This is a genomic window from Novipirellula methanifontis (assembly GCF_052161655.1).
Classification (GTDB): Bacteria; Planctomycetota; Planctomycetia; order Pirellulales; family Pirellulaceae; genus Novipirellula.
The window spans coordinates 2,169,956-2,187,939 of record NZ_CP197418.1 but is presented as its reverse complement, the minus strand read 5'-3'; the positions used below and the strand labels follow the sequence as shown (position 1 = coordinate 2,187,939).

General features: G+C 53.3%; 13 protein-coding genes. 10 read left to right on the top strand and 3 right to left on the bottom strand.

The features are described from left to right. The first annotated feature begins 35 nt into the window (after positions 1–35). The 10 genes from SH528x_RS07695 (at position 36) to SH528x_RS07650 (ending at position 11,009) form a co-directional block, all read left to right on the top strand. Entirely contained in the window at positions 36–929 is an 894-nt protein-coding gene (locus tag SH528x_RS07695) for a hypothetical protein (RefSeq protein ID WP_442509935.1), read from the top strand. A 169-nt stretch (positions 930–1,098) separates the two neighbouring features. Further along, a complete protein-coding gene (locus SH528x_RS07690) occupies positions 1,099–1,737 on the top strand; it encodes an ATP-binding protein (RefSeq protein ID WP_442509934.1) in 639 nt (212 codons plus the stop codon). 354 nt (positions 1,738–2,091) lie between these two features. Then, entirely contained in the window at positions 2,092–4,143 is a 2,052-nt protein-coding gene (locus SH528x_RS07685) for a hypothetical protein (protein ID WP_442509933.1), read from the top strand. 223 nt (positions 4,144–4,366) lie between these two features. Then, the gene (locus SH528x_RS07680; protein ID WP_442509932.1) at positions 4,367–5,587 is read left to right on the top strand and encodes a DUF1559 family PulG-like putative transporter; all 1,221 of its coding nucleotides are present in this window, start codon (positions 4,367–4,369) and stop codon (positions 5,585–5,587) included. A gap of 82 nt (positions 5,588–5,669) precedes the next feature. After that, positions 5,670–5,894, top strand: coding sequence for a hypothetical protein (locus SH528x_RS07675; protein ID WP_442509931.1), 225 nt, complete (start codon positions 5,670–5,672; stop codon positions 5,892–5,894). 610 nt (positions 5,895–6,504) lie between these two features. Then, positions 6,505–7,704 (top strand): poly-gamma-glutamate synthase PgsB, encoded by a 1,200-nt coding sequence (pgsB, locus tag SH528x_RS07670; protein WP_442509930.1) that lies wholly within the window; start codon positions 6,505–6,507, stop codon positions 7,702–7,704. Between the two features lie 5 nt (positions 7,705–7,709). Beyond that, positions 7,710–8,192, top strand: a complete 483-nt coding sequence (pgsC, locus tag SH528x_RS07665) for a poly-gamma-glutamate biosynthesis protein PgsC (protein ID WP_442509929.1) — start codon at positions 7,710–7,712, stop codon at positions 8,190–8,192. Further along, positions 8,189–9,334, top strand: a complete 1,146-nt coding sequence (gene pgsW, locus SH528x_RS07660; protein WP_442509928.1) for a poly-gamma-glutamate system protein — start codon at positions 8,189–8,191, stop codon at positions 9,332–9,334. Before pgsC ends, pgsW begins: the two co-directional genes overlap by 4 nt. 104 nt (positions 9,335–9,438) lie before the next feature. Further along, positions 9,439–9,993 carry a hypothetical protein gene (locus SH528x_RS07655; protein WP_442509927.1) on the top strand — a complete coding sequence of 185 codons (555 nt, stop codon included), beginning with the start codon at positions 9,439–9,441 and terminating at the stop codon, positions 9,991–9,993. 101 nt (positions 9,994–10,094) lie between these two features. After that, positions 10,095–11,009: a class I SAM-dependent methyltransferase gene (locus tag SH528x_RS07650; protein ID WP_442509926.1), complete on the top strand. Its 915-nt coding sequence runs from the start codon at positions 10,095–10,097 to the stop codon at positions 11,007–11,009. A gap of 32 nt (positions 11,010–11,041) precedes the next feature. Here SH528x_RS07650 and SH528x_RS07645 read toward each other — a convergent pair whose 3' ends face one another. From SH528x_RS07645 to SH528x_RS07635, 3 genes are all read right to left on the bottom strand, one after another. Further along, positions 11,042–12,514, bottom strand: a complete 1,473-nt coding sequence (locus SH528x_RS07645) for a DUF7133 domain-containing protein (protein WP_442509925.1) — start codon at positions 12,512–12,514, stop codon at positions 11,042–11,044. Positions 12,515–12,614: 100 nt separating this feature from the next. Further along, entirely contained in the window at positions 12,615–16,208 is a 3,594-nt protein-coding gene (locus SH528x_RS07640) for a family 16 glycoside hydrolase (protein WP_442512098.1), read from the bottom strand. A 186-nt stretch (positions 16,209–16,394) separates the two neighbouring features. Further along, positions 16,395–17,771, bottom strand: coding sequence for a tetratricopeptide repeat protein (locus SH528x_RS07635; protein ID WP_442509924.1), 1,377 nt, complete (start codon positions 17,769–17,771; stop codon positions 16,395–16,397). Positions 17,772–17,984 lie beyond the last annotated feature (213 nt).

Sequence of the window (17,984 nt, the reverse complement as noted above, 5' to 3'; positions counted from 1 at the left end):
TCAACCAAGTACGCTCCGTTCGAAGGAACATCCCAATGAAATTCACTAAGCTTGTCGGCATCGCATTGTTTGCCACCATGCCCGTAGCCATGGTTCAAGGCGATGAGGCGAAAAACCCAGGGGTTATCTTGCTGAACCCTCAACAGCAAGAGAAAGTAAAACAAGTCGTCGAGGTTGCAGGCAGGGTTCTGGCACCAGGTTATCCTGTTGTGCTAGTCAAGGCCGATCAACCCGACTGCCTATGGTGGGCACAAGAGCGGCCGAAGAAGATATCTCAACGTACCTTCAAAGCCTCCGCACAAATCGGAAACGGCGATTCAATCGACGGAAGCCGTTTTCAAATTGTTGTATTGATGGTACCGACGGCGGAAGGCAGAGAGCTGTTCGAACCTGGAACGTCTTTTCGAGAATTGCCTCCGAACTTGGCCCGCTCGGTGGATACAGTCGTGATCCTGAAAAAGCCCGACGGCATCGTGGGAAAACCGAAAAGGATCCTGACGAAAGTGGAAAGTCTCCCCGAAATAAAGCAAGTAAGCTCGGCATCAGAACAACCTGAATTGATTCAAAACCCAACCGAAAACAGTCATGTGGAACGAGCCAATTTGGTCACTTGCTCCTCATTGGATGAAAGAAAGCCCGTCATCTTGGTTCGTTCGACTCAAGCCAATGACAGTTGGTGGGTGCAGGCCACTTCTTCGCCTGATGGAAAAAATCGTTTTGTTTCGTCAGCTCGATTTGGCAATGACAGCACTCCCACAGGCACTCGATTTAGGATCGTAGCCATCTATCCCGACACCGAGCAAGCGACAAATCTTCGTCCTGGTATGTCGCTTGAACAATTACCTGCAGACGTTACACGATCGGCGGAAGTTGAAGTCGTTCGCATTAATTCGTCGCAGTTTGCCAATACGAACGTGGATGCTGGTTAAGAAGAACAGCGGAATGTAATTCGAAAGCCACGCCGAGGGGCATAGCGAGGTGATTCGAAGCGTTCTGCCGCATGCGGGGGCAAAATTATTAGAGGCGCGATTTTGCGTTTCATCTGAAGGGGCAGACATACCTTTGTCATTAACCCTCACTTTTACCTCTGGAGAAACCATGAATCATTGCCCTGGGGCGCTAGCCGTCGACCCGACAGCTGAAAACGCTCAAACATCGGTCGTAACCTGTTTGCAGAATTCGCCTGCAAACGACAGCGAGGTCCGCCCTGCGGCAAGCCTCGTCCATTCGGGGTTCGTTCAATTGAACACTGAATTCGTATTGGAAAACGATCTTTCGTCAATTCACCCGGTAATTGAAAAAGTACTGGAGTTAGCAACGTTGATCTACGGCGAGTATGACGATTCTTACCGAATGCATTTGTTGATCTCGCTGGAAGAAGCTGTGACCAACGCGATCGTCCACGGAAATCTAGAAATCTCGTCAGCGTGGCTATCCGACGCTGAGCCCGTGTTCCAAGAAATGCTCACAAAGCGTCCGCATGAAGCGTCATTCGCTGAACGCCGGGCCCTCGTCGCGGTAAGCATGGACCGTCGGCAACTGTCTTTTGTCGTTCGCGACCAAGGACCGGGATTCCAGGTCAGTCAAGTCCCCGATCCTACCGCTCCGGAAAATATCGAGAAGGCAGGCGGTCGTGGATTGATGCTGATGCGAAATTTCATGGACGCGGTGGTCCACAATCAGCAAGGCAATGAGGTGATGATGCAAAAGCATGCACCTATAACATTAGCTTCCTGAGTTGCGTTTTTTCGATCGTCTTCGGCGACCTCCCACACAGACGGGAGGCCTCCGGAGATGGTTGACGAACGGGATGTTGAAGTGGCCGACATACAAAGCGGATTGACTTCATTAACGTGAAAGAAAATCCGTCGCCGGCCCTAAGTCAGCGAGGCATGACTCTCAGCACGTTCGTCCGTTCACTGGAGACGGCGTGGCGTTAAGTATCGCAATGGTTGATTCAAGCTGTCTAAGAGCCTATCCAAAAAGGGGTCTGCCCCTTTGGAGGCGAATCGATTTCATTTTATTTTTGGTTTCGCCGGAGAGGGTCAGCCCCCTTTTCGGATAGCCACTCAGTACAGGAAAGAAAATTTCGTGAACCCTCGTTGGTATCTGCTGTTCTTCTGTGGTGTCGTTATGGCTGCGATTTCGCGTGCGGACGATATTGCTTCGTCCCCTCGCGAGCAAACATTGGCCGTTGACGACCAATCGTCTTTGCTGATCGCGGATCGTTTCGATCAGCCGGTCCAGAACCGGCTCGACGGATACCGCTCCACATTTCAACGATCGCCCTCATTCGCCTCGGCAATACGAGTTCCTGATCCGAGGCGTGGTGACAGTGGGTACAGCATGCGAGTCAAGGCGACCAAATCGAAAGCAGGTTTCTGCGGCTATTGGATTCATTTCTTTGACATGCATGCTTTGAAGCCAACCTACTTCGATGCGCAGGCATATACGCATCTGTCATTTTGGGTTCGTGGGGAGCGCGGAGGTGAAACCTTCAACATCCGTTTGTCAGACGAGAATTGGATCGCCAAAGAGGACTCTGAGTTGTTGGGGCCCGTCGATCAGTTTCTTGATGGCGGAGTCACCCAAACATGGCAAGAGGTGATTGTGCCGCTTCGATCCACGAATATCGACTGCTCGCATTTCGCAGGATTGACCCTCGAGTTTTCAACGGTTGGCGAATTCACTGTGCATTTAGAAGATGTGGCATTCAAATCGGATTTGGATCAAATGGTTCCTGCCAACGCTGCGTCGAAACCACAGTCGGAACTTCTGCAACCAACTGCACCGTCACGCGCGCTCTGGTTATGGTCCACGAAAGACTTGTTGGGCAGCACACAGCGTTGGCGCGAACTTTTTGATTTTTGCCAAGCACACGACCTCGGGCAAATCTGGCTGCAGTTGCCATACAAGGTCGAGCGGCCCGAACCGTCGAGGGTATCGGTAACCGCCCCCGAAGAATCGCCATCTGACCGCCTCACCGTGTTGATGAAACAGGAACTGCGCAGCTTCATCGCGGAAGCTCATTCGCGAAACATCCGCATTCATGCGTTGGACGGAGCCCCCGAACACTGCCTCACACAAAATCACGACATTCCGCTTGGCGTAGTGGATGCGGTGCTGCATTTCAATCATCAAGCCAAGGAGCTAGAAAGATTCGACGGCGTTCATTTCGATAACGAACCTTATCTGTTGCTAGGTTGGCATTCGCCTTCACGTCGCGAACAAATCCTACGCCAATACCTGGAATTGAATGCCGAGTGTCAACGACGCATTCGCGAAGGCTCCAACATGCAGTTCGGCGTTGACATTCCATTTTGGTGGCAGGCGATGGACAAGGACACTGGCGAATCTCACGCTGCGGTCGAATTCAATGGAGTTCGCAAAGCAGCCAGTTTCCACTGCATCGATATGTTAGATAACGTTGGCGTCATGAACTATCGTGACCGGGCCGATGGTGCTGACGGCATCATCGCTCACGGACGAGCGTTAATGGAATACGGTCAACGTCAGCGTGGTGCGACCATTTTCATGGGGGTCGAGACGTTTGTGGAAGCCGATCGACAGGTCTGGTTTCTGGTAGGGCTGCCCCGCAAAAAATTCCAACAGGCCTTGACGCTCACTCCGTTGCTTGCCGACCAGAGCCTCATTGATGGACATCGCGTTCGCACGATGGATGACGGCGAAAATATTCACTTAGGGATTGAGATCGCACTCGCCCCATCTGACCAACAGCGTGCTGCGGCAGAGACGTCGCTACGTTTGCTGGCCAAACAATTCTATTGGCTAATGGAAAATGATCAGAAAGGTGAAAGCCGATGGGCGAGCGTGCAATCCATGATCGCCTCCGACGCTCAGTGGCGAACTTTTAAATCGCGTGATCTCGCGGAAGATGGCGAGCTACCCCGGATGCGAGGATTTGTTACCGAAAGTGTAATGCCTTCGAAAGTGACGTTCGGTGATAACTCGTTGGTCGATTTTGACGAGCAAACTTCAGCCGCCGAAAACTACTTTCGAGATTTCGAGTGTTTTGGCGGAATAGCGATTCACTTCTACGAAACCTACCGGTCGCTTTGCGAAACACCCTCTGCCGACAAGGTTTCCCCGAGAAACGTCCAAAGAATAAAGACTGGAAACTGAAGATTGCAGGGTTTCCCCTCAAAACCGTTTTGCCCCCTTCGATGACTTAGAACTTACCTTCCCATTTCATGCACTATCAATTTTGAACCTTAAGCGAATTGACAAAAAGCTTGATGTTCTGTTTGACGACACTTGGATTCCCATTGCTGGCCAAATGTCGTTCCGGATTTGTTTCACAACACGCTTGTTACTCTTGCACCAACTTAGAATCAAAGGAATCACCATGACGTCTTCAACGAACCGCTCCAGGTTTGCTTTCACGCTAGTCGAGTTATTAGTTGTGATTGCGATCATTGGGGTCTTGGTGGGATTACTGCTCCCCGCCGTACAAGCAGCTCGCGAAGCAGCGCGTCGTATGAGCTGTAGCAACAATTTAAAACAGATTGGTTTGGGAATCCACAATTACCATTCCGCATACAATCGGCTGCCTAAACACAAGACCGGTACGGGGCTGGATCCAATCACGCCAAACTGGTGGATTTGGTCGCCTAACACCAACCAGAGCCAACTCAGCGCTTGGGTCGGTATCACGCCGTTTATCGAGCAACAAGCACTATGGGACGAGATGAGTACATCGCTCGGCCAAGAGCTTGGCCCCAATGGCGATCGCATTCCCAAAGTCCCTTCGTGGACTGCATTTGGCCCCAAACCAAGTTTCCACGTGAGTTTTCTCTACCCGCCTGCCATGACGGAGATCCCGACGTTTCGTTGCCCGTCGGATCCTGGACGCGGTATTCCATCGCAAGGGCGAACAAACTATGCGGTTTGCTTGGGCGACTCGTTCGCCAAAGCCGAAACCGGACCGATGAATCATGCACTTGTGCAAACGAACACAGATTCACAGTTGTCACGTGCCGGACAACGTGGCGCGTTCGTCGCTCACAGTTCGATGCGGTTTCGTGACATTACGGACGGACTGTCCAATACGATCATCGCCGGCGAAATCACAACCGACTTGGGTGACCGCGACATCCGAACTCAAGCGGCACGCAGCCAAGTCGGCGTCAAAGCGAATCCAAGTGTCTGTGAATCCAATGGATCTATTGATCCCTCACGACCAAAATTCTGGGCTGAATCGACAGTTTTGTTCAGCGACTGGTCAAGCGGATCGATCTACGGACGCGGATACCAATGGATGAATGGAGAAACCTTTCACTCTGCAATGTTCACGATCACACCGCCCAACTCCGCTGCGTGTTGGCAAGACGATTGGCCTGGCCAAGAAGGCGTTGCACCACCAAGTAGTCGGCATCAAGGCGGCTGTCACGTTTTGATGGGAGACGGTGCGGTTGCCTTCATTACCGACTCAATCGAATCCGGCGACCCGAACGCACACATGGTTGAGTACGGACAAAGCGGGAAGTCGGCACCGGGCCAAAGGAGCCCTTATGGACTGTGGGGTGCTCTTGGAACTCGCGCTTCCAAAGAAGTAGTCAGTCAATAACGTCAAATATTAGTTTTGGTTTGAGAAAAACAAGTTAAAAGCAAATTTACAGAACCATAGAGATACGTAAGGAAAAATCGAGATGACAATCACATTCAAAAAGACCTGCCAAAGCATCACCTTATGCGTGCTGCCACTCGTGATGGCCGCTTTAATCTCTGGCTGTGGTCGTAGCGACCAAGCACAAGTAATCGGCGGCGTTCGAAATGACTTTTTGTTGGAACTTCAAATCGGCGAACAAGAGTACGCCCAGCAAGTGGAACGGCAAGATCAACAGGCTTTCCGTCGACGTCACCTGAATCGTTAGCGACAGCAAATCCACGATGAGCGGAGTAGAAAGAAAAGGTACCGGGACTCGTTCCGAAAAACAGCGGACATGAGTCCTGGAACCTTTTTCCGCGTCGTAGGCCGGACCGCAGCCTGCATTTCCAAGCACAGCGGATTTCCGGCATGGCAGCTGAAACGAACCTAGCGTCGCGTTCGGTCTGCCGGATCTGCGTCGCGATCGCGACTTGCTCCGGCTTCCATCGGTGAGTCCTGCTAAAACTTCAAAACGTTTCCTGGCGTCGGGCTTTCCCTGAGTCTCACTTTGGTTCGCGAATCCGAAGTTCGACGACATTGCGATTACGGACTGCCGCGGGCCGTAGCGAAGCTATTCGGGCGACTTAAGGTTCTGCACGCTGCCTTTAAGGTTGCCAATGAGTTTTTTTGCATTCCAATCGCTGGACGACTGCCGCGAGTCTGGAAAGGAATGTTCTCAATTCCGAGGACAAATTTGCCGAAATTAGTAAGAATTTTGCGGTGATGCACTAGCACGCTTTTGCATCATCACCATAATTCGCAGCGCATCAGGTCTCGTATTCACCTTTTCTACTTGATGCGGTCTCCACGTCTCTTACTGGGATTAACCATCACGAATGGATGGTTCGCTTGCACTGCTTGGCACGACCGGGTCGCTGGTTGGGCTGGGCCTATTAGAGTCTTTCTTGCATCGACGCAACTTGGCGACGATTCCGACGCGTATTCATGTCAATGGAACACGTGGCAAATCGTCGGTCACTCGGCTGATCGCCGCGGGGTTACGCGCGTCTGGTAAACGCACCTGTGCCAAGACGACGGGCACTTTGGCCAGGATGATTTTGCCCGATGGTGCCGAGTATCCGGTGTTCCGTCCGGCACGGGCGAACGTGATTGAACAAATCCGGATCGTTCGCGCCGCAGCCGAGATCGAATCCGAAGCACTCGTGATCGAGTGCATGGCGTTAATCCCCTATTTGCAGTGGCTCTGCGAATTCATGTTGGTACACGCAACCCACAGCGTGATCACCAACGCGCGGGCCGACCATTTGGATGTGATGGGGCCAGGCGAAAAAGATGTTGCTTGGGCTTTGTTAGGAATGGTGCCCAAAGAGGGCAAGTTGTACACCGCTGAACGTCGTCATCTGGATGCGTTTCGCAAAGTTTGTGACGACCGGAAATCAGAGCTAATTACGGTTGGCCTCGATGAAGTCAACGCAATCCAGCCCTTGGATTTGGCTCAGTTTTCATACATTGAACATGCCGAGAACGTTGCCCTCGCGTTGCGAATCCTCAGTGATCTTGGGGTCGACCGAGCAACGGCGCTGCAAGGGATGTGGTCGGCGAGTCCCGATCCGGGAATCATGACCGTGGCGGAGCTAGATTTCTTCGGTCGCGAGATCGTGTTTATCAATGGCTTTGCAGCGAACGATCCTGAATCAACTGAACGGATTTGGGACATGGCGTGTGATCGCTATCCAAGCGTTGGCAAGCGAATCATGATTTTCAATTGTCGGTTTGATCGTCCCGATCGCTCGCGACAGTTAGCCGAGTGTTGCGCGGCTTGGCGTCCGGCGGATCATTACGTTTTGATTGGTTCGGGGACCTACATTTTTGCCAAGCATGCCATCAATTCAGGCTTGGATTCACGAAAATTGGTGATGGCCGAAGGGGATGGAGCGCCAGAGATTTTTGAGAAAGTGGTTAGTCTTTCGGGCCGTTCCTCGTTAGTGATGGGAATGGCAAATATTGGCGGCGCGGGTTTAGACGTGGTGCGATATTTCCGCAATCGCGGAATCGTCGACGAAAAAGCATTTTAGGAACTATGGACACTTTAACTGTATCAATTGGCATCGGCTTGGCCGTCAGCCTGCTGTTCTCGGAAACCTTTGGTCTCGCCGCAGGCGGGATGGTCGTTCCCGGTTACATCGCCTTGTCACTGGACCGCCCCGTAACGGTGGTCGCCACATTTCTTGCCGCGATTGTCACGTATTTCATCGTGTATTCGCTGTCAAATATGATTGTCATTTATGGAAAGCGACGCACCGTGTTAATGGTGCTCGTTGGCTTTCTCGTCGGTATCCTGATGGAGTCGCTTACACCATTTTCTGCGGTACCCGTCGACTCGCTCGACATGGATGTGCTGGCCGAATCGAACGACTACGAAGTGATCGGTTACATCATTCCGGGGCTGATCGCGATTTGGATCGATCGTCAAGGGATGCTCGAAACGCTTGGGATTTTGATAACCGCCGCGACCGTGGTTCGCTTGGTGCTGATGTTGATTGGATTGGAGTTCGTACTATGAAACGTCTGTATTGGCGGCCTCGGCAAGTCTCACAATCGATCATCGTCTTCATGGCGGCATTTTCACTCCTTGGACTGGCAACGGTCGAGTACTTTCGTGTCGATGCACCCCAAGCAGACTTAGAACTGAAGATGCAAGCGGCGGAATTGTCCAAGGAAATGATGGAGGCGATTCGCAACGAAAAGCTTCACCTTGGTATGCGAATCAACACAGCGATCGATCCTGGTTCCACCGGCATGATCGGTGAGCTAATGACGCCCTTGACCACGCTGAGTGGTCGACTCGGTGCCAAGCAAACCTCGACCAATCCCAACTTTGCCGCCGTCGTGATCGACATGTTGATCAAAGCGGGCGTTGGCAAAGGGGACCTCGTGGCGGTCGGCTACTCTGGCTCGTTCCCTGGTATGAACGTAAACGTGTTGGCGGCGCTCAAGACGATTGGTGCCCGGCCCGTAATTTTGGCAAGCGCCGGCTCGTCACAATGGGGAGCCAATAGTCCGAAATTCTTGTGGATCGATATGGAGACGATGCTCTACGAAGAGCAATATATTCCTTTCCGATCGGTCGCATGTTCGATCGGGGGTTATGAGGATTTAGGGATCGGACTTGGTGACGAAGCACGCAAGATGATCCGCAAATCGATATTGGACAATGACATGAAGCGACTCGAGGCAGACGATTTTGCCAACGCGATCGACGAGCGAATGACTGTCTATCGCAAACAAGCGGGTTCGCAAGAATACAAAGCCTACATCAACGTCGGCGGCGGTGCGGTCTCGGTAGGCAAGACGATCGGCAAACGAGCTTATAAGCCCGGACTGAATCGCACGGCATCGCGAGCGACGATGCAAATCGACTCGATCATGACTCGATTTATGCGAAAAGACATCCCGGTCATCCACCTCGTCGAGATGGATCAAATTGCCGTGATGTACAACATGCCGTTGAAACCACAACAGCAACCCGCAGTTGGCGAAGGGGGCGTGTTCAAACAAACGCGTCGCAGTCGGCTGTTGATCCTCGTCGTGTTGTTAGCGATCCTCGGCTCGCTCCGCATCTTCGTGTTGACCGATTTTGGCCATCGCTTTATGAAAGGCCGCGGATCACGCAAAGTAGCGGGCCAACCCGAACCGATGGTTTAACGCCCAAAAGTCGCTTTTCCATCAGCCTCCTGGGATGGGGTACAATCAACCCGCAAGCTAATCGCGGGTTTGATTGGCTGTGTCAAATCCCAGGAGCGATGCTGATGTCTGCGCGTGGCAGTTTAGTTAGTAGCCCAAATCAACGCCCCGAAGTGATTAGCGAGTCGAAACGCTACATTCCGCTGCTCTGGCTCGGGATGTTGTCGCTACGCGATATCGCAAGCGATGACGATGGGGTGTTCGAAGTCAATCGCTTGAACGCGATTTTGCGGACGGAACATAGCCTGCCGTTCTTCCGAGAACTCTTCTCCGACCTGCCGGTGGCAAGCGCAGCCGGCTCGCTTCTCGACCGGCTTCGGAAACTTCGCTGCGACACGATCGGCATTAATATCGGTGAATTGATCGAATCCGAGCCACCCAATCCGGGGTTGAGTGATGCCCTGGATGCCATCGCGACGCGTAACAAAAGTTATTCCCTGTCCGTCCCCGCTCGCACCGTCGAAAACCCGGCCAACGGTAAACTGATCAACGTCAAGCCTCTGGAGATTACCTCCACGAAGGACATGTTGTTGCGAGTATGCTGGCTGACCTCACGTCAACTCGAAGATTTCGAGGAAGATGAACTCGAGGAAATTGTCAGCGGGCATCTTTGGAAATAGAACTCAGAACCATTGGATGCGTGCGAGTTGTCTAAACAATCCAAATCGTTCTCGACTTGGAAAACGCAGACCGATCCCTCTTCGTATAGACGCTGCCCACGATGATCAAGAATATTCTCAATCCGAAGGCCTGGGGACGCTTCTCTGCTCGGCATCTCTGTAGTGCCGCAGCGAGACTAGCTCCGAACTATCGGTTTCATGTGCCGCCGGGACACTTCTATTCTCCTCTGCTCGACTTAGAAAGCCTTGACGAGCAAGATTCCGCGTTCGGCGACGATGGGCCGGGCTACTGGGAGCATATCGATTTGCGGCGTGATGAACAATTTGCGTATTACGAAACGCTGCTCAACACGTTGTGCCCACCCGATTTGCCCGAATCGAAGACAGATTCGCTTCGGTATTACACAGACAACGGCATGTTTTGTTTTTCGGATGCGTTCACATTAGCGAGTGTGATTCAGAAGGAACGGCCTCGCAAAATCATCGAAGTCGGCTCCGGTTTTTCATCCGCGGTCATGCTTGACACGTTGGACAAAACGGAGATGACGACTCAGCTGACGTTCATCGAACCTTATCCCGACCGCTTGAACGCACTGCTTCGCCCTCACGACCGTTCACGCTCCAGCACGCTTGAGCAACCGCTGCAGAATGTTCCTCTCACGCGGTTCGACGAACTCGATAAGCAAGACATCCTGTTCATCGATTCCACACATGTTGCCAAAGTGGGCAGCGATGTCGCTTTTCTGTTGCTGCGAGTGCTCCCCCGGCTAAAACCAGGCGTGATCATTCACATCCATGACATCTTTTATCCGAACTCGTATCCGATCCAGTGGATACGCGACGGTTGGGCCTGGAACGAGTCACTTTTCCTTCGTGCGTTTTTGGTTGGCAATCGCGACTATAAAGTTATCGCGTTTAATTCGTTTGCCGGGTTTTCATTCCCCGAGCTTTTTGAAAAACCGCTGCCACGATTCCTCGAAGACACCGGTGGAAGCATCTGGCTTAGAAAATCCTAGAAATCGGGCCATTAATGCCGAGCTGGGGCCGTTTATTTAAAGCGGTTTAGCGTGTAGTACGCTTCCTTGTGCAACAGCGGCAATGCGGATTTGCTGCGAACACCATCGGCGTGCAGCTCATGCACGTGGCCGAGTTGCAATCCGTCCACAACGATTCGGACGGTCTTGCCATCGTCCGATACGTTGGCCGATTTGATCGTCGGCGTTGTGTGGTCCACTTCGGGGCTGCCGTACTGTTCACGGTACTCGTACGTGTACGTCGTCATTTTGTAGCTATCTAGATTGCTGGCCGAATCGGCATCCACGGTTTCAGTGAACGTCAATTCAAAACCGTCGTCCGTCAGCCGCATGTGCTTGATTTCAAATGGTGTTTTGCCGGTCCAATCGAGTCGCTCGACCGCAAACGGTCGCCGCCCCACCGAGCCCCAACCGCGATTCGTGCCGCCAACAAACATGGATCCTTGCGGCGACATCTCGACGCCGACGTTGCCCGATGCAAACCCGCGTCGGAACGGAAACGCCGCTCCTTGGTAAAGCCCATCGACCTTTTCTAGATCCACTCGCATCAGCGTGCTGTGCGATTGATCGGCGACAAACAATTGCCCCGCGAAGGGACCAAATTTTCCGTCGCTGGTGTCGCAAGCGATCCCCGATGCACTTTTGCCCATCTTGTCATAAGGAAACAAAATCGCTGGCGGTACGAGTTCGGGGATCTTTTTGGATTCCACGTGCAATCGGCTGCCGTCTTCGGGCATCGTCGGTGGTTTGCCCATCACGTCTTCGCACAATTCAAACCATTTCCAACCGCCGGGGTGCCCCATGAAACCGCCTGGACGCAACCATTTCAATCCACACGTTCCATTCCACGGCCCTTGGTTATCTGTATAGAAGATGTCGCCCTCAAGGTTGGATCCCATGCCGCCTGGCGACCGTACACCGCTGCAGAACGGAATCGTTTCTCCCTCGGGCGTGATCTTCATCGCCCAACCTCGGTAAGGTACTTGGCTGCTAAACGACCCCGTCAAACAGAGCGTGACTATCAGGTTCCCGTCCTTATCGAACTTGGACCCAAAGGCGTACTCGTGGTAATCGCTCGAGATCCCCCAGCCATCGGCATATGTCTCAAAGACGTCGGCCGCTCCATCGCCATCGGTGTCTTTCATCCGAGTGACTTCGGGACGCTGGACCGCGTAAAGCCATCCGTCACGTGACGCCAAACTCAGGGGTTCGTGCAGCCCGCGAGCGTACAACTTGAATTGCGATTCCGAGACGTTTTTGGAAAACGGATCACTGATTGCAAAGATATCGCCGCGACGTGAACAGACGGCCAATCGCCCGTCGTCGAGCAGTTGAAAACCGCAGGCTTCGATCGTTTCATCCAGCGGCGCCTCGAAGGTCGTGATCGTGTAGTAATCCGATTCCTTGGGCAAATCTTCTGCGGCGGCAAACGGGGTGACGCACAGGAGGAAGAGCGACGAAGCGGCGAGGCGTTGAATCAGATTCATCGGTGGTGCTGCAGGAACAGAGTGGAAAGTTAGTTTGAGACGAGCGCCGCGTTGAGGACGCCTTGCAATTCAAAACGCAAAAATAAATCGGCGTCGGCATCTACCAACGAATGGTTTGCGTGAACGAGACCGACTCGCCGGGTGGCACGACAGCTCGCAATTCGACCGCGTCCCCTTCGCCAACTTGCTGTACCGACACGCCCTCGATCGTCATCCGGACTCCGTTGGCAAGCGTGGTCGTTCGACCTTCGTTGGACTTGATGGCACCGTTTGCAAAACGGGACACGAGCGAACCCGATGCATCGGACGTTCTTGTAATGGTGAAATGCCGTTCCAATGATTTGATACCGTCGACGTTTTTCGCCACCGGTTTGTCTTCGATCGTATAACCGTTGACCTGGTACCGGAACGTTGGCAACCCGTTGGCATCGAGTGTGTATCCCTTGAATTTGTACCCCAGTTCGCGTGCCGATTCAGTCGGCCAGGCGTTATCGACCGAATCGAGAATCGCAAATGGAACCGCCGAGTCGATCAATACGACGGCATCGCCCATCGGTTGTTGGCGTCCTTGCCCCCGAGCGATCCAGTGCATCGATGCATCAATGAAGCTGTTCTTCCAGAGCTTCGCCAATGACATCTGCTCGGCGTCCCAGATCAGATTCACATCACCGGGATATGCCACGCCGATGCCACGCGCACTGACGTCGGTAAAGAAGTTACGATAAATCAACGGCTTCGCATTCGCCGCCAACAGGATGGCACCCTGTGTCAAACCCTCAGGCTCTTTTGCTTTATCGCCTTTGAGCAAATACTTCCAAATCGCGTCGATTTGCTTATCGGGATTGCCACCGTAGAGGTCTGCCAGCGGCGATTCGCCATCCACGAAACTCTTGGGCATGCGAGTCCCAGGCCGATACAGCGGCGGATCGAGCAAGTAGCGATGAAACCATTCGGGACGCAAACGAGTGGTCATCTTCAGCATGTCAATCGCTCCGATGCCGCCTCCCTTGTTGCCGTTATAGCTGTGGCATTTGATGCACGCCAAACCACGATTGCCAACACATTGCCGTCCTCCGGCGACTTGACCATCGGTGGCCTTTCCGGTCGCAATCGGAGCGTCATCGCCCTTGCGATCGAGTTTGTTGATCGATTTGTGCATCGCTTTCAAGTGTTCGTACCGAAACGCGGGCATCCGCGTCATCATGTAAGGACGCTCGTTCGCTCCGTTCTGCAGAATGGTCTTCATATACGCGTCGGACAACTTGTCACCCACTCCATCCAGCGGCGGCGGCATTTGGCCTTCGAGCCCCATTTCCGGCGTGGTGCTGATGAACGAGGCTACGCGTATCGACTCGGGGCCGCCAACGGTGCCGCGTTTGTGACACGCGTAACAATTCATTGCGGTCATGGTCACGTGCACGCGAGTGGCATCGTCGACATCAGGCACGCCGGATTGTTTTCGCTGCTGGATTGCGGTGGTGATCGCGGCACGCTGCGTGTTGTTCAACTCGAAATCAACGACGCCCTGCGGAGTGGCGGGAACATCGTCGGCCAAACAGCCTCGATTCAAGTCGAGTTGGTTTAGCGGTTTTGCGACCAGCGTTGCGGCCGTGCCCTTGAATTCATGACAGTTCGCACATCCTACCGATTGGAAAATCTGTTGGCCGGTTTCAGCAAGCGAAGGATCCGGCACATATTTGCTGGGCAGAAAGTCCAGTGCGATGGGGTTTTCCGGATCAATGATCACCGATTCCACCGGCGTCCATCCAAGTTCTTTGTCTTCGAATTCAAGGCTGACTTCCGCGCCGCCTCCTTTTTGCAAAAACTTTAGCGTCAGCTTGTGCTGGCCTTCGCTCAGCTTGATTGAACCGGTGGCTGTGGTCGGCGGATGAACTCCGTCGTTTTCCGCCACTTCGGTTCCATCGACGAATATGCGACTGCCATCATCGCTTGTAACTCGGAATGCGTATTCGCCCTCGCTGCGAATCGACAACGTCGCATCAAAGATGACGGCGTATTGAACATTTGGCTTGATGTCGTTGATTTTCAGCCCGAGCACTTCATCGGTCGATTCAGGTTGCAACTTGCTAAAGTCGGGCAGTCGGTCCCAGTCGCCGCGGTAAATGCGACGCTTGAATTTGCCGACGCTGGATTGAACGACCACATCACCGAGCAAGTAGGCTGCAATCGCGGTCGTTTCCGTTGCCGAGCCGACGAAGCCTGGCATCCGAACGCCCGGGCGTGTGACATGCGGCTCACTGAGAAAATCGGTGAGCGAGGTGAGGGTGTATTTCTTTTCGATGCCGGCGAGCGGTACCGAAGTGCTGGCCATCGCCGCCTTGCTAGACTTAGGATCGGGCGCGTGACAGGCAACACAGCCGACGGTTTGATAGAGTTTCCGTCCAGTCTTGATTAAATCTTTCGGAGCGGAACGGTCTCGTAGTGCTCCGGAGCCCTTGGTGATTAGGAAACTTGTGATCGCCTGTGCTTTTTCGCGGCGTTGTTCGGGGCTGAGATCCACCCAAGGATCGGGCATCGTCGTACCGGGTTTGAATTGATGCGGATTGGCGATCATGTCGACCATCGCGTCGACTCGCACACGTCCGGCGACGGCGGAGAGATCGGGGCCACGTTTGGTTGACAAATCAGCAAAGGTTTCGGCGGCGTGGCACGCGTCGCACGCCAATGCATTGATCAGCAACTCGCCTGCCACCGCAGCGGGCTCGCTACTGCTGGCGTAAAAACGCTCGAATCCTGCCACGATCGGTCGGCGTGCTTCACGCTGCGTGTCGACCGGAACGATCCAAATATTGCGGTAGCGAACGGGATTGCCATGGTTTTGCAAATGAATCGGCCCCGGTGTCGCCGATTCCTTCAGCGGAGCTCCGCGTGTGGGACCGGGGATCGAGACGTTGTTTTGCACGATCACACCGTTCAGACGGACGGTCATCTTGGCATCGGATGTCTTCTTGCCTTGGTCATCGAAACGAGCGGCGGTGAAGTCGACATCGTAAGTCTGCCACGACAGCGGCGGCAAGCACATGTTGATCGAGGGGGCACTGACCGTATAAATGCCGCCCGCCTCGTTATCTTTTCCGTCGAGTCCAAACGAATCGAGTACTTGCGTCTCGTAGCGGCCTTGGTGATAGACACCGCTATTGCCACGGCCCTGGCCGGTCGCCTTGGGCATGAACGGCGTTTTAAATTCGAGATGCAGTCGATAGTCGCCGAACGTTTCTTTGGTCGTCGTACCTTCGCCAAGCAAATCGGACGCGATCAGTTTTCCATCACGCCAATGTTTATCGATCGATGCCTTGGTGCCATCAAACAGTACGGTAGCGCCCTGCGGTGGCTTAGCACCAAGCGTCTGGCTTTTTCGCTCTACTTTTTCCAACTCCATCGCTTCGACCAGATCGGCCACCACATCGGCGTCGCCTTCGAGTCGCCGTGGTGTGGTGGTATTGCCGCCAGCCCCTGGTAATCCGCCTTCGTAGACAACCAAGTCGAATTCGCCTTCGCCACGGGCGATGACTTGCAACCCTTGGGTCTCGCTTGCGTATTCGCCCTGGACCAAGAAGTCGGGATCGGCTTTCGCGGATTCGACACTGTCAAAAACTTGGGCAAACGCACTCGTAGCGAACAGTGGAAAAATCGATGCGGTCAATACCGCGTGTCGCAATCGAGGTAACAACATCACTGCTAGTAACCACTGTGGATAAGAAGGAGGGAAGCGAGGGAGATAACGACAAGTGCCAGCACAATCACAGAATTGGATGTGGCTAAGATAATCGATGCGACGTCTCAATGAAACGGTTCGATTGTTGGGGCCGGCGTTGTTATCTGCCTCGCGACAGATTGGGGGAATGTCGATTCAGCTGGACTACGAGGCGGTTTTGGCCTTCGTAGCCGCCACATCGCTTTTTGACGGGCTTTTTTCCTCAGCCACTTCCTTGTCGTCAGGAGTTGCGGTAAACGTTTTTTTGTCCTGGTAACGCTCGAGCATCTTTTCAGCAAACTCTTTGAGCGATTCGGGAGCGTTTTCGACGACTTTTTCTTGCCATCCGATCGCCTCTTCAAATTTTCCATCCGCTGCGAACGCGGCCGCCAGTGCCGAGAGATCGCCGAGATTGCTGTATTCGCTTACTTCGCATGCCGCTTTGGCCGAAGCGACAGCTTTCGCTGGATCACGGAGCGATTCGTCGGCAACGGTGGCAAGCAGCCAGGCTCGGTTTTGCAACGCCAAGCCATATTCGGGAGCTAGCTCAATCGCCTTGTCGTAGTCGCTAAGTGCATCTGCGGCGTTGCCGAGTTGAAATTGGTTGTAGCCACGATTGTTGTACGCGACGGCGGATTCAGCATCCAACTCGATGACTTTTGAAAAATCTTCTACCGCAGCCTTGTGGTTGCCCTGTTGAAAGTAGATGTAGCCGCGTCCCGAAATCGCATCAACGTCTTTTTTATTGATTTTCAAAATGGCATCGAAGTCCTCGATGGCAAGATCGAGTTTGCTGAGTGCTTTCAATGCCATCGCGCGTTGACGCAGCAATGAGGTATTGCCCGGCTTTTTCTCTAGCGCCGCCGTGTAGTCCTCGATCGCTTTGTCGGCATTACCTTGGGCCATGTGCACAGCCGCACGATTGATCAGAGGTGCGATCGCTTCGGAATCAAGCTCCATCGCTTTGTCGTAGTCTGCAATCGCCTTGTCAAAGTCGCCGATCGAAGCATGAAAGAGTCCGCGGCTTGAATAAGCGTGCGGTTCTTCGTATCCCAATTTGATCGCTTGATCGAAATCCTCGACCGCTTTTTCTGTTTTGCCCAGCGCCCACCAAGCCGATGCTCGCAGCGTTAGGAAACGTCCTTCGGTTGGATTACGCTCGATCAGGTCGCTGTAGATATCGGTCGATTCGGCCAACCGGACCGCATTAACCTTGTCGACAGCACCGCGTGATCCATCATGAGTCAGGATCACGTAGTCGTCTTCGCGTTCTTCGATAACGGTCAACAAGTCGCCTTTTTCGATCACATCAGTGACCTTTTCGCCGTCAGTCAGCTTCATCTCGACACGAGCGACGACGGGTTCCTGAGGCGTTGCCGCCGAGATCGTCAGCGGAGTCAAAGTAGCTCCGGCAATCATCAAGCAACCGGATGCAATGAGGTGCCCGAGGCGGCGGAAACGGATCGTTTTCAAAGTCGGTTTGTGCGTCTTCACGAACGGAATTCCTGAGGAAGAATTGTTGGAAATTAGGAGCTTCGTCATGGGATCACAGCGATCTGCAATGACTCGTCCGTTTGAAACTAGTTCAGCATCAGGCGTTTTCTGTTGTTTGTTTGCTCGTTTTCAATGCTTTCTCAGGAAAAAAAACGGAAGCATCTGATTTAGCGTTCTTAGCGAATATGACGGCGAATTGGCGAGTCGATGAGGGATGGTTGGGCGAGACGAAAGAGAATCTTAATTTTTTTGCAGGTCGAG